General features: G+C 69.5%; 7 protein-coding genes and 3 pseudogenes. 4 read left to right on the forward strand and 6 right to left on the reverse strand.

What is annotated here, in order from left to right; genetic code table 11:
- Positions 1-584: pseudogene (gene acnA, locus Q0Q23_RS18360) on the forward strand (aconitate hydratase); the annotation flags it as partial.
- Positions 585-662: 78 nt separating this feature from the next.
- Complete coding sequence (gene dxs / locus Q0Q23_RS18365) at positions 663-2,615, forward strand: 1-deoxy-D-xylulose-5-phosphate synthase (protein WP_295127642.1); 1,953 nt, start codon at positions 663-665, stop codon at positions 2,613-2,615.
- 78 nt (positions 2,616-2,693) lie between these two features.
- On the opposite strand, the gene Q0Q23_RS18370 is transcribed toward dxs, so the two are convergent.
- Entirely contained in the window at positions 2,694-3,224 is a 531-nt protein-coding gene (locus tag Q0Q23_RS18370; RefSeq protein WP_295127645.1) for a dihydrofolate reductase family protein, read from the reverse strand.
- Between the two features lie 46 nt (positions 3,225-3,270).
- Here Q0Q23_RS18370 and Q0Q23_RS18375 point away from each other — a divergent pair.
- Positions 3,271-4,158: pseudogene (locus Q0Q23_RS18375) on the forward strand (aldo/keto reductase); the annotation flags it as partial.
- A gap of 173 nt (positions 4,159-4,331) precedes the next feature.
- Here Q0Q23_RS18375 and Q0Q23_RS18380 read toward each other — a convergent pair.
- A complete protein-coding gene (locus Q0Q23_RS18380) occupies positions 4,332-7,316 on the reverse strand; it encodes a glycoside hydrolase family 2 TIM barrel-domain containing protein (protein WP_295127648.1) in 2,985 nt (994 codons plus the stop codon).
- A 105-nt stretch (positions 7,317-7,421) separates the two neighbouring features.
- On the opposite strand from Q0Q23_RS18380, the gene Q0Q23_RS18385 reads away from it, so the two are divergent.
- A complete protein-coding gene (locus Q0Q23_RS18385) occupies positions 7,422-8,060 on the forward strand; it encodes a TetR/AcrR family transcriptional regulator (RefSeq protein WP_295127651.1) in 639 nt (212 codons plus the stop codon).
- Here the strand turns inward: Q0Q23_RS18385 and Q0Q23_RS18390 are convergent.
- The 4 genes and pseudogenes from Q0Q23_RS18390 to Q0Q23_RS18405 form a co-directional block, all read right to left on the reverse strand.
- The gene (locus tag Q0Q23_RS18390) at positions 8,057-9,298 is read right to left on the reverse strand and encodes an arginine deiminase (RefSeq protein ID WP_295127654.1); all 1,242 of its coding nucleotides are present in this window, start codon (positions 9,296-9,298) and stop codon (positions 8,057-8,059) included. The genes Q0Q23_RS18385 and Q0Q23_RS18390 overlap by 4 nt on opposite strands.
- A 52-nt stretch (positions 9,299-9,350) precedes the next feature.
- A complete protein-coding gene (locus tag Q0Q23_RS18395) occupies positions 9,351-10,802 on the reverse strand; it encodes a basic amino acid/polyamine antiporter (RefSeq protein ID WP_295127657.1) in 1,452 nt (483 codons plus the stop codon).
- Between the two features lie 157 nt (positions 10,803-10,959).
- Positions 10,960-13,119 (reverse strand): 3-hydroxyacyl-CoA dehydrogenase NAD-binding domain-containing protein, encoded by a 2,160-nt coding sequence (locus tag Q0Q23_RS18400; RefSeq protein ID WP_295127660.1) that lies wholly within the window; start codon positions 13,117-13,119, stop codon positions 10,960-10,962.
- 9 nt (positions 13,120-13,128) lie between these two features.
- Positions 13,129-13,413 (reverse strand): annotated as a pseudogene (locus Q0Q23_RS18405) (acetyl-CoA C-acyltransferase); the annotation flags it as partial.

Here is a 13,413-nt window from a genome sequence, read left to right on the forward strand (position 1 = left end):
GCTCGCGCCGCGGCAACCACGAGGTGATGATCCGCGGCACCTTCGCGAACATCCGTCTGCGCAACCAGCTCCTCGACGGTGTCGAGGGTGGGTACACGCGTGATTTCACGAAGCCGGACGCTCCGCAGTCGTTCATCTACGACGCGTCGCAGAACTACCAGGCGCAGGGCATCCCGCTCGTCGTCCTGGGCGGCAAGGAGTACGGGTCCGGATCGTCGCGCGACTGGGCGGCCAAGGGCACGAGCCTGTTGGGCGTGCGCGCCGTGATCACCGAGAGCTTCGAGCGCATCCACCGCTCGAATCTGATCGGCATGGGCGTCGTCCCGCTCCAGTTCCCGGCCGGTGAGACCATCGAGTCGCTCGGCCTCGACGGCACGGAGTCGTTCTCGATCACCGGGCTCGAAGAGCTCAACGAGGGTCGCACACCCAAGACCGTGCGCGTCGTGGCCGAGCCCACGGAGCACTCGCCGGCGGGCAAGCAGGTCGTCGAGTTCGATGCGGTCGTCCGGATCGACACCCCCGGTGAGGCCGACTACTACCGCAACGGCGGCATCCTGCAGTACGTGCTCCGGAGCCTCGTGTAATCAGACCGTTGTCAAGGGGAGGCTCGGGATCGCTGGTTCCGAGCCTCCTCCGATTCAGACGGTCCTACACTGAAATGCATGAGCATCCTCGAAACCATCCACGGGCCGCGTGATCTCGACCGGCTCACGGACAAGGAGCTCGATCAGCTCGCCTCCGAGGTGCGGGCCTTCCTGGTCGCCAACGTCGCCAAGACCGGCGGTCACCTCGGGCCGAACCTCGGCGTCGTCGAGACGACGATCGCCATCCATCGGGTCTTCGACTCGCCGCGCGATGCGATCGTGTTCGACACCGGTCATCAGTCGTATGTGCACAAGCTGCTCACCGGGCGGCAGGACTTCTCGCGCCTGCGGCAGAAGGGCGGCCTCGCCGGCTACCCGCAACGCTCCGAATCCGAGCACGACATCGTGGAGAGCTCGCACGCCTCCTCGTCGCTGAGCTGGGCGGACGGGATCTCGCGCGCCTTCGGCATGACGGGTCAGGACGACCGGCACGTCGTCGCGGTCGTCGGCGACGGCGCGCTCACCGGCGGGATGACCTGGGAGGCGCTCAACAACATCACCGACGACAACAACCGTCGGCTGATCATCGTCGTGAACGACAACGGGCGCTCGTACGCTCCGACCATCGGCGGAATGGCGCGGTTCCTCAACACGGTGCGCACGCGTCGCGGTTACCGCAACCTGTACCTCACCAGTCGCAAGGCCTTCGACAGACTGGGTACGCCGGGGCAGTCGTTCTACCGGGGCGTCCGCGGTGGTCTGCACGGGTTCCTGAGCCGGTTCTCCAACAACGAGGCGCTGTACTCGAACCTCGACATCAAGTACATCGGTCCGGTGCACGGACATGACATCCAGGCGATGGAGGAGGCGCTGCGCCAGGCGAAGAACTACGGCGCCCCGGTCATCGTGCACGCGATCACGCAGAAGGGCCGTGGTTACGAGCCGGCGCTGCGCGATGCCGCCGACCAGTTCCACGCGGTCGGCCAGATCGATCCGGAGACGGGGGAGCCCGTCGAGAGCTCGACGAAGCAGAGCTGGACCGGGGTCTTCGCCGACGAAATCGTGAAGCTCGCTGAGCGGAATCCGAAGATCGTCGGTATCACCGCCGCGATGCTCCGGCCCACCGGCCTCCACACGTTCGCCGAGCGGTTCCCCGACCGGGTGCACGACGTGGGCATCGCCGAGCAGCACGCGGCGACGAGCGCCGCGGGATTGGCGTACGGCGGCCTCCACCCGGTCGTCGCCATCTACGCGACCTTCATCAACCGGGCGTTCGACCAGGTGCTGATGGATGTGGCCCTGCACAAGGCGGGCGTGACGTTCGTGCTCGACCGCGCCGGTGTCACCGGCCCGGACGGCCCGAGCCACCACGGCATCTGGGACCTGGCCATCCTTCAGGTGGTTCCCAACATCCGGCTCGCGGCGCCGCGCGACGGCGCGCGCTTCCGCGAGGAGCTGGCCGAGGCCGTGGCCGTGGATGACGGGCCCACGGTGCTGCGCTTCCCGAAGGGGAGCGTGCAGGCGGACATCCCGGCAGTGCGCCGCCTCGACGACGGCGTCGATGTGCTGCGCGAGTCCGACGCACGCGACGTCTTGCTGGTGACGGTCGGGCCGATGGCCGAACTGGGTCTGAAAGTCGCGGAGCGGCTCGCCGCGCAAGGCATCGGTGCGACGGTGGTGGACCCGCGCTGGGTGGTCCCGGTGCCGCGGAGCATCCTCAGCCTCGCCGCCGACCACCGCATCGTGGTCACCATCGAGGACGGCATCCGCGTGGGCGGCATCGGCACCCGCGTCCGGCAGGACCTGCGGGAGGCGGGGATCGACACCGCCGTGGACGAGCTCGGGCTGCCCGACGCGTTCCTCGAGCACGCGACGCGCGACGAGATCCTGGACGAAGCCGGGCTCACCCCGCAGAAGATCGCCCGAGACCTGGTCGCCCAGGTGCTCGGCAGCCGCATCCCGATCGCCCGGCCGCTGCCCGCGGAGGAGCCCGCCGCCGAGGGCGTCGACGCCAAGAAGCGCCGCGCATAACCGACCGGCCGACGTTCCCCGGTCGCCGACGCCCGGGACGCCCACGTGGGACCCGCTTCTCGGCGAGGCTCGGGAGGCTCAGGCGAAGCGGTAGACGTGCTCGATGCTCCCTGACGGGAACGTCTTGCTGCTCGACAGCACGAGCGGGCGGCTGGCTTCGGCGACCGGCAGCAGCGGCTTGCCGGAGCCCACCAGCACGGGCACGTAGGTGACGTGCAACTCGTCGATCAGCCCGCGGTCGGCGAACTGAGCGGCCAGCGCGCCACCGCCGACCAGCCAGACATCGCGGTCGTCGGCGGCTTCGCGCACCTCGGCGTCGAGCTGGTCGACGTCGCCGGCGAAGAACGTGATCGCGGCGCCCTCGATGGTCGGCAGCGCGCGGTGCGTGACGACCCAGGTCGGGATCTCCGCGTACGGCCAGGCCCCCTGCGCGAGCACGAATTCGTACGTCGTCGCACCCATGACCAGGGCGCCGATGCCGGAGAGGAACGCCTGATAATGCTCGTCGAACTCGTCGAAGCCGAACTGCTCCAGCCATTCGATGCGATCGTGGACGTCGGCGATGAAGCCGTCGATGGAGGATGCGACGTAGTACTTGGTGAGGGCCATGCCGTGACGGTATCAGGAGGGTCGGACACGGGGTTATCGTGACGGTATGGCATTGATGACGATCACACTCGGAACGGAGAAGCTCGAGGTCTCGCGGCTCGGCCTCGGCTGCATGGGCATGAGCGCCTTCTACACCGGAGCCGGCAGCGACGACGCCGGCTCGATCCGGACGATCCACCGGGCGATGGACCTCGGGGTCACCTTCTTCGACACCGCCGAGATCTATGGGCCGTACGCGAACGAGGAGTTGCTGGCCCGCGCGTTCGCCGGCGGCCGGCGCGACCGCGTGGTCATCGCGACCAAGTTCGGAACGATCCTGCACCGTTCGAAGGGCGAGCGCGGGCTGGACGGTTCGCCCGAGAACGTCCGTCTCTCGGTCGAGGGTTCGCTGCGACGCCTGCAGACCGATCACATCGATCTCTACTACCAGCACCGGATGGACCCGAACACTCCGATCGAGGAGACCGTCGGCGCCCTCAAAGCGCTGATCGACGAGGGCAAGATCCGCCACTACGGCCTCTCGGAGGCCGCGCCGGAGACCATCGTGCGCGCGAACGCCGTTCATCCGGTCACCGCGGTGCAGACGGAGTACTCGCTGTGGTCGCGCGATCCCGAGTCGGAGGTGCTGCCCACCGTGCGCGAACTCGGAATCGGCTTCGTACCCTACTCGCCGCTGGGCCGCGGGTTCCTCACCGGGTCCATCCGGTCGCTCGACCAGCTCGCCGAAGACGACTTCCGGCGCTTCAACCCGCGGTTCGAAGGCGACAACCTGGAGGCCAACATCCGGATCGTCGAAGAGGTCGACGCCGTGGCACGCGAGGCCGGTGCGGCACCCGGCCAGGTCGCGCTCGCCTGGTTGCTGTCGAAGGGCGACGACCTCGCACCCATCCCCGGCACGCGACGTGTCGAGAACCTGGAGCAGAACGTGGCCAGCTCGGCGCCTCGCTGCAGACAGAAGCCAAACTGGCCGCGCACGGCCGGCGCCGCCCCCAGGGGGGACCGCTCCGCCGAATTGCGCCCGCTCAACTGTTTGTCCGCGCCGCAGTGGGGACGCGACGCGCGGTTACGACCCGTTCGAAACGGCGAGTCGCGTCCCCTCCGTCGCGCTCAGGCGCGGAAGCGCAGCCGCAGCGTGCGGGCCTCCGGCCGCAGCGCGAACGCAGGCCATACGTCCGGCCCGCAGGCGCGCGAGCCGAGGCCGTGCTGGGCGGCGTCGACGAACAGGTACGTCGTCTCGGAGGGCGGCAGCTCGTGCGGGTGGCCCGCGGCCGCGACCTGCTGCGGCGTGTGCCGCGAGAGCGAGAAGCCCGGGAGGCGGCCCCGCCCATCGGGGATCGCGCTGAAGCCGAAGGCGCCGAGGTCGACCTCCCGCACGGCGGAGCGGTGACCTGTCTCCTGCGGGCGGGCGTACTCCACGTTCAGATCGTCCATCCCGTCCCCGCGGCTCAGCGAAGCGCGGAAGCGGCCGACGCGGGCGGCGTGTGTGCTGTCGGGGTACGACTCCAGCGGGCCGGTGCCGAACCACTCGGCGGTGTCGATCCGCCGTTCGCCGTCAGGGAGGTCGAAGCGGATGCCGATGCGCGGCCAGACGGTCGGCCAACCGGACGAGGGCTCGATCTCGACGCGCAACTCCAGCTCGTCGCCGATCACCGACCAGACCGTCTCGACCGTGACCGAGCTCACCGCGTTCGCCGCCGAGACCCGCGTCAGCGTGCGGAGCGCGCCCGGCGCCTCCTGCACCGACAGCAGCCGGTGCGTCAGTCGGTCCAGGCCCTGTTCGCGCCAGAGGCGGGCGCTGGACACACCAGCGACGCTCGCATCGCTGAACACGGGATCGCCGGAGGCGGCGCCTTCGTCGTTGTCCGTCGGCGCCCGGAAGAGCTCCAGGCGGGGGCCGGCGGCCGCCCGGCCCGCGAGACGGACGAGCCGGCCGCGTTCGAAGAGTGCGAGACCGAGGTCGGTAGTCCCGGCCGACGATCGCCAGTCGGCGGCCGGTGCTCCCGCGGAGGGCCGAGCCGGGCGGTGGGCGCTCCGGTCGAGCTGGCCGCGCGCGACCACGTGCCCGGCGGGCGCCCACGGCGCATCCTCGGTGAGCACTGCCTCCACCGTGAGCCACGTCTCGCCCGTGTCCGCGGTCGGGATCACCGGCAGCGGCAGTCGTTCCGTGGCGCCCGCGGCGATCTCGGGCGCGTCGAGGACACCGGCCGCGGCCTCCCGGCCGTCGTGCTCGACCCGCCAGCGCAGTGTCAGGTCGGCACTGCTCGAGCTGTGTCGCCGGTTGGTCACGACCAGCTCGTTCCCGTCTGCGGTGAAGGAGAACGCGAGCGGCTGCGCCACTGCGGCGAACTCGTGGAGGCCCGGTGTCGGCTCGTCGTTCGACAGGACCATGCCGTCCATCACGAAGTTGCCGTCGTGGACGACCTCGCCGAAGTCGCCGCCGTAGGCATAGAAGGGCGTCCCGTCGGCGCTGCGGGTCAGGATGCCGTGGTCGCGCCACTCCCACACGAATCCGCCGTGCAGTCGGGGGTGCGCATCCACCAGGGCCTCGTACTGGTCGAGCGCGCCGGGGCCGTTGCCCATCGCGTGCGCGTACTCGCACAGCAGGAACGGCTTGCTGCGCTGGCGGGCGCCCTGCGCCGGTGTGCAGTTCAGCAGGGGAGCGGGCGAGCCGTCGACGCCGATCTGCTCGGTCTCCGGCACCGAGGAGTACATCCGCGAGTACACGTCGGAGTACTCGCCGGTGTAGTCGCCCTCGTAGTGGACCGGCCGCTCCGGGTCGCGGGCGTGCACCCAGGCCGACATCGCCGCCAGGTTGGCGCCGGTGCCCGACTCGTTGCCGAGCGACCACATGACGATCGAAGGGTGGTTCTTGTCGCGTTCCACCGTGCGCCGGATCCGATCGAGGTACGCCTCGCGCCAGCGCGGATCGTCGCTCGGGTTATCACGCCAGCCGGCCGCCTCGAAGCCGTGCGTCTCGAGGTCGCACTCCAGGATGACCCAGAACCCCAGCTCGTCGGCCAGGTCGAGCAGCCGGGGGTGCGGCGGATAGTGGCTCGTCCGGATCGCGTTGACGTTGAACCGCTTCATCCGGATCAGGTCCGCCCTGGCGTGCTCCTCGTCGAAGACGCGGCCGCGCTCGGGATGCGTCTCGTGGCGGTTCATCCCGTGGAAGACGACCCGGCTGCCGTTGACGAGGAAGCGGTCACCGCGGATCTCGACCGTGCGGAAGCCCACGCGCAGAGACACGGTCTCGCCCCGGGAGGCGACGATCGCGTCGTAGAGGCGTGGTGACTCCGCAGTCCACGGGTCGACGGCGCCCACGGCCACGGGTCCGACGTCGGCCGGCGTCTGCCAGGCGACCTCGACGCCGAGTTCGGGGAGCCGCAGCGTGACAGGGAAGGCGGCCCGCGCCGCGATCACCTCTGGCACGATGGTGCCGTGGCCGTCGGCGAACCCGGTGCGCAGCCAGACATCCTCCACCCCGTCCGCCGGCCGCGCCGACAGAGTCACGTCCCGGAAGATCCCCGGGAGCCACCACTGGTCCTGGTCCTCCAGGTAGCTTGCGGGCGACCACTGGTGCACGCGCACGGACAGCAGATTGGCGCCGTCGTGCACGAGGTCGGTGACGTCGAATTCGTGGGCGAGGCGGCTGCCGCTCGCCGAACCGGCCTCCGTGCCGTTCACCCACACCCGGTAGAGCGACTCCACGCCGTCGAAGCGCAGCAGGATGCGCGCGTCGTCCGGCCAGCCCGCCGGAAGGTCGAACCAGCGACGGTAGTCGCCCGTCGGGTTGTCATCGGGCACGAACGGCGGCTCGATCGGGAAGGGGTATTGCACGTTGGTGTAGATCGGCCGCCCGAACCGGCCGTCGCCGTGGAGGACCCAGTGGGCCGGAACCGGGAGGGTTTCCCAGGCCTCGTCGTCGAGTGACGGCGACGCCACGTCGTCGGGCAGGTCGGCGGAGGCGGAGAGCCGGAACCGCCACTCGCCGCCCAGCGAGACCGCGGGAGCGTCGGAGTGGAGCCAGGAGCGGGCTGCGCGCACCGCGCCGTGGGCGGGCGCGGTGTCGGAGAGGAGTGCGGAAGTGGGCACAGAGGCTCCTTGCGGTTCGTCGTGGTCGGTTCGTCCACGGTTGGTGCTGGGATAGCATCGACCGTAGTCGAAATTCGTGCGACTGACCTAATTTGGAGGATGACCGTGCCACAACGCGACGACGAGGGCGGCCGACCCCGCCGACGCGGTCCCTACGCGAAGACGGCCGAACGACGGCAGCAGATCGTCGACGAGGCCTACCGCGTGTTCGCCACGCGCGGCTATCACGGCAGCTCGCTGCGCGAGATCGCGTCTGCCGCGGGCATCGGCCTCAGCACTCTGCAACACCACTTCGCCGGCAAGGAGGAGCTGCTCGTCGCCGTGCTCGCGCGCCGCGACGAGCTCGGCGGCGACCCTGAGATCGGCGGCGACGGGCGCGCCCCCTTCGCCGGCCTGTCGTTCGCCGACGGAATCAGCGCGCAGGCCGAGCGCAACGAGCGCATCCCCGGTCTCATCGCCCTGTACAGCGTGCTCGCCGCCGAGGCGGCCGATGCCGCACACCCCGCGCACGACTACTTCCTCGGCCGCTACGAGACCATGCGCGAGGCGTACGTTCACGAGTTCTCCGCGCTCGCCGCTGCGGGCCGTCTGCGCGACGGCGTCGACCCGGCTCTCGCCGCGGCGACGGTCGTCGCCCTGTGGGAGGGCATCCAGGTGCAGTGGCTCTACGATCCGCCGCGCATCCATGCCGCCGAGGCTCTGCGCGGCTACCTCGAGCTGGTCATCCTGCCCGAGGAGCCCTAGAACTCGACCGCGTCGCGCAGCAGCGGGCACGTCATGCAGTGTCCGCCGCCGCGGCCGCGGCCGAGCTCCGCGCCGACGATCGGGATGACCTCCACTCCGGCGCGGCGCAGTGCATCGTTCGTCGCGGTGTTGCGGTCGTAGGCATAGACGACTCCGGGGCGCAGAGCCACCGCGTTGTTGCCGCTGTCCCACTGCTGCCGCTCGGTCTCGTAGTTGTCGCCGGCCGTCTCGATCACCCGGAGGCGCGGGAGGCCGAGAGCCGCTGCGACGACGTCGACGAAGGCGCGGTCGCCCTCGTCTCGCACGTCGACGCCGGAGGAATCGCCCGGCCGGAGGGTGAACGTGTGCACGCGGTCCATGATCGCGGGGTAGAGCGTCACCAGGTCGCGGTCGGCGAAGGTGAAGACGGTGTCGAGGTGCATGGCCGAGCGCAGCTTCGGCATGCCGGCGACGATCACCTGCTCGGCGGCCCCGGCCGCGAACAACGCGGCGGCCGCCTGCGTGATCGCTTGCCGGGACGTGCGCTCGCTCATCCCGATCAGCACCGCGCCGTTGCCGACCGGCATCACGTCGCCGCCTTCCAGCGTGGCCTGGCCCCAGTCCTGCTCGGGGTCGCCCCACCACACGGTCGCGCCGGCGAAGGCGGGATGGAACCGGTAGATCGCCTTCATGAGCAGCGTCTCGTCGTGGCGGGCGGGCCAGTACAGCGGATTGAGTGTGACGCCGCCGTAGATCCAGCATGTCGTGTCGCGGGTGTAGAGCGTGTTCGGCAGCGGAGGCATCAGATACTCGCGGATGCCGGTCGACTCCCGTGCGAGAGCGAGGTAATCGGTGCGGTAGTCCGCGGGCAGGTCGACGGTCGACAGGCCGCCGATCAGGTACTCGGCGAGCCGATCCGCCGGCAGCGAATCGAGGAACGCGCGGGTGCCCTCGACGAGGCCCGGCCCGACCTGGTTGGGGACGACCTTGCGGTCGAGCAGCCAGGCCCGGGCCTCTGGCTGCGCCACGGTGTCCGCCAGCACCTCGTGCAGCTCGAGCACCTCCACGCCGTTGGAACGCAGATCGGCGACGAAGGCGGCGTGGTCGCGCTTGGCGTTCTCGACCCACAGGACGTCGTCGAAGAGCAGCTCGTCGGCGTTGGAGGGGGTGAGCCGGTGGTGCGCGAGGCCGGGGGAGGCGACCAGGACGCGCCTCAGCTGCCCGACTTCCGAATGCACGCCGAACATCGTCTCTGTCATGGTTTGCCCTTCTTCTCGCCTTCGCTTCGATGAATCCGCCTGGGCGGAACGATCACAGGTGGATCCAGCCCGCCGAGAGTGCGACGATGCCCGCGACCGCTCCGAGGATCGAGACGGCCAGGATGACGAGCTCACGGCCGCTGAACCATCGGCGGCCCTGCTCGCGGCGGACCATGACGAACAGGATGGAGGCGGGTGCGTAGATGATGAACGACAGCAGCACGAACGTCAGCCCGGCCGCGAACAGCAGGAACGCCGTGTAGACCGTCGCCAGCACCGCCACCACGAGGTCGCGCCCCCAGCCGCGTGGAGCGTCCCGGTAGGTGTCTCTGGTGATGACGAGTTTGAGCGCGTAGAGCGCTGCCAGGAAGAACGGGATGAGCGTCAGCGCGCTCGTGAGGTCGAGCGCGAGGTTGAGCGCGTCGTGGGCGAAGTAGATGATCACGAGAACGGCCTGTACGAAGAACGCCGTCAGGAGCAGCGCGTTGACCGGCACGTCCTGGCTGTTCGATTTGGCCAGGAATCGCGGCATGTCCTGGTCTTTCGCCGCGACGAAGAGCACCTCGGCCGCCATCAGCGACCAGGCCAGATAGGCGCCGAGCACGGAGACGATCAACCCGATGCTCACGAACCAGGCGCCCCACTGCCCGACCGCGGCCGCCAGCACCCCGGCCATCGACGGCTGGCGCAGCTTCGCGATCTCGCCCATCGGGAGCACCCCGTAGGAGACGATGGTCACCGACGCGAAGACCGCGAAGACGCTCACGAAGCCCAGGATGGTGGCGCGACCGACGTCCTCCCGTCGCTTCGCGTGCCGGGAGTAGGTGCTCGCGCCTTCGACGCCGAGGAACACGAAGACCGTCACCAGCATCGTGTTGCGCACCTGGTCGAACAGCGAGCCGGCGTAGTCGGCCCCTCCCCAGTTGGCGGCGAACACGTCGGGTTTCAAGACGAACAGGGCCAGAAGGATGAACACGACGATCGGCACCAGCTTGGCCACGGTGACGATCCGGTTGATCGCTGCGGCCTCCTTGATGCCGCGCCGGATCAGCAGGAAGAACCCCCACAGGGCGGCCGACGAGAGCACGATGGCGATGATCGTGTCGCCCTCGCCGAAGGCCGGCACGACAGCGCCGATGGTCGAGAAGATGAAGACCCAGTAGAAGACCAGGCCCACGGCGGCGCTGGCCCAGTAGCCGAACGCCGAGAAGAAGCCGAGGTACTCGCCGAAGCCGGCCTTGGCGTACGCGTAGACACCGGCGTCGAGCTTCGGCTTGCGGTTGGCGAGCAGCTGGAACACGAACGCGAGCATCAGCATCCCGAGGCCGGCGATCGTCCACGCGATCAGCGCGCCGGCGACACCGGTCTCCTGCGCGAAGCGCCGGGGGAGGGAGAACACGCCCGCCCCGACCATGCTGCCGACGACCATCCCGGTCATCGTGATCATGGAGAGCTTGACGGGTGCCGCCTGCGCGGGCGTCGTCGTGGTCGTCTGCTCCGTCACTCGGTCCCCGTCCCGTCGACACCCTGCTGTTAGGTGAACGCTAACGAGGGCGTTCTGCGACGGTCAAGACCCGGCGCGGGTGAAAAAGCGAGACCGCCGAGGACGCGGATGAGCTGCGTTCTCGGCGGTCCGGCCGTGCGGGGCGGTGCGGCGATCGCTACGCGACGGCCTCCACCTCGGCGGTGACCCCGCGCACCGGCGGGTGGTGGAAGGTGTCTCCGAACACGCGCTGCGATGCTCCGACCCGATCGAGGTACGGGGTGATGCCGCCCATCTGGAACGGGAAGCCCGCCCCGAGGATCATGCACAGGTCGATGTCCTCCGGCGCCTCGACGACGTGGTCGTCGACGAGCATGCGGTGGATCTCGTCGGCCAGGCCGTCCTCGAGGCGGCGCAGGATGTCCTGCTCGCTCCAGGGGTTCTTGCCGCCCGCCAGAATCTTCGCCGCGCCTTTGTCGAGGCCCTTCACCTTGCCCTTGCCGTCCTTCTCGAGCAGCGTGCCGTGCTCGGCCAGCCGGTGGAGGTTCTCGCTGCGGTAGAACCGGTCGGGGAACGCGGCGTGATGCGTGTCGAGCACGTGCGCGCCGACCTTCAGACCGACCAGGTCGAGCAGCACGGACGGCGCCATGGGCAGGCCCAGGGGAGCGAACGCCTTGTCGACGGTCTCGAACGGGGTGCCGTCGTCGACCGCGTGCATCGCCTCGCCGAGGATCTTCGCCAGCACGCGGTTCACGACGAACCCGGGGGTGTCGGCGGTGATCACCGCGTTCTTCTTGAGCGCCGCGGCGGTGACCATCGCGGTGGACAGCGTCGCGTCGTCGGTGTGCGGCGTCTTCACGACCTCGATGAGCGGCATGACCGCGACCGGCGTGAAGAAGTGGAAGCCGACCAGGCGCTCGGGGTGCTTCAGCTTGGCGCCGATCTGCTCCACCGATAGGGAGGAGGTGTTGGTCGCGAGGACGGCCTCGTCGGAGAGGTACTGCTCGACCTCGGCGAAGACGTCCTGCTTGACCGTCAGCTCCTCGAACACGGCCTCGATGACCCAGTCGCAGTCCGCGAAGTCGGCCTTGTCGGTCGTTCCGGTGACCAGTGCGCGCAGGCGGTTGGCCTCGTCCGGGTTGATCCGGCCCTTCTCCTGCAGCTTGCCGATCTCGTCGTGGATGGAGGCGACGCCCTTGTCGACGTGCGCCTGGTCGAGGTCGGTGATGACGACCGGCACCTTCAGGCGGCGCACGAACAGGAGCGCGAACTGGCTGGCCATGTAACCGGCGCCGATGACGCCGATCTTGGTGACCTTCTTCGCCAGCTTCTTGTCGGGAGCCCCCGCCGGGCGCTTGGCGCGCTTCTGCACGAGGTTGAAGGCGTAGATGCTGGCCTGGAACTGGTCGCCCGAGATGAGCTCGGCGAGCGCGTCGTCCTCCAGCTCGAACCCGGCGGCGCGGTCGTTCGACTTCGCCGCCTTGAGCAGGTCGAGCGCCTTATAGGGCGATTTGGGCACGGTGCCGATGCGGCTCTCGAGCATCTTGCGGGCGATGCCGATCGCAGCATCCCACTTGACCATCCGCTCGACCTTGCCCGGCACGTTCGGCCGCTTGACCTCGATCGCGCCGGTGAGCACCGCGTCGGCCCATTTCAGCGAGTCCTCGAGGAAGTTCGCCGAGTCGAAGATGGCGTCGGCGATGCCCAGCTCGAACACTTCCTGCGGCTTCAGCATCCGGTTCTGCTTGAGCGGGTTCTCGATGATCACCTTGAGGGCGTTCTCGATGCCGATCAGGTTCGGCAGGATGGTCGCCCCGCCCCAGCCGGGGATGAGTCCGAGGAAGACCTCGGGAAGGGCGAACGCGGCCGCGTTGCGGTCGATGGTGCGGTAGTCGGCGTTGAGGCCGATCTCGACCCCGCCGCCGAGCGCGAGCCCGTTCGTGAACACGAACGAGGGAACGCCGAAGGTCGCCTGCTTGCCGAGCACGTAGTGGCCGAGCTGGGGGAGCAGCTTGGCGACCTCCACGCTCGGGATGTCGCTGACCCGGCTGAGGTCGGCGCCCGCTGCCAGGATGAACGGTTTGCCGGTGACGGCGACCGCGTCGATCTCACCTCGGGAGGCGCGCGCGGTCAGCTCGTCGAAGGTCTTCCCGAGCTCCAGGAGGGTCGCCGGGCCCATCGTGTTCGGCCGGGTGTGGTCCCGGTCGTTGTCGAGCGTGACCAGGGCGAGGGTCTTGCCGCTGGGCAGCCGGACATCCTTCACATACGAGTGGGTCACGACCTCGTCGCTGGTGAGCTCGACGAGGGGGGAGAAGTCGATGGTGCTGTAGTCGGTCACGATTCTGTCTCAGCCCTTCTTCGCCGCGCGCTTGCTGTAGTGGGGGTTCTCCCAGATCACACTGCCGCCCTGGCCGAGGCCGACGCACATCGCGGTGAGTCCGTAACGGACCTCCGGGTGCTCCTCGAACTGCCGGGCGAGCTGGATCATCAGGCGCACGCCGCTGGCGGCGAGCGGGTGGCCGATCGCGATCGCGCCGCCCCACTTGTTGACCCGCGGGTCCTCGTCGTCGATGCCGAAGTGGTCGAGGAACGACAGCACCTGGATGGCGAACGCCTCGTTCAGCTCGAACAG

This window comes from uncultured Leifsonia sp. (assembly GCF_945957465.1).
GTDB lineage: Bacteria > Actinomycetota > Actinomycetes > Actinomycetales > Microbacteriaceae > Leifsonia.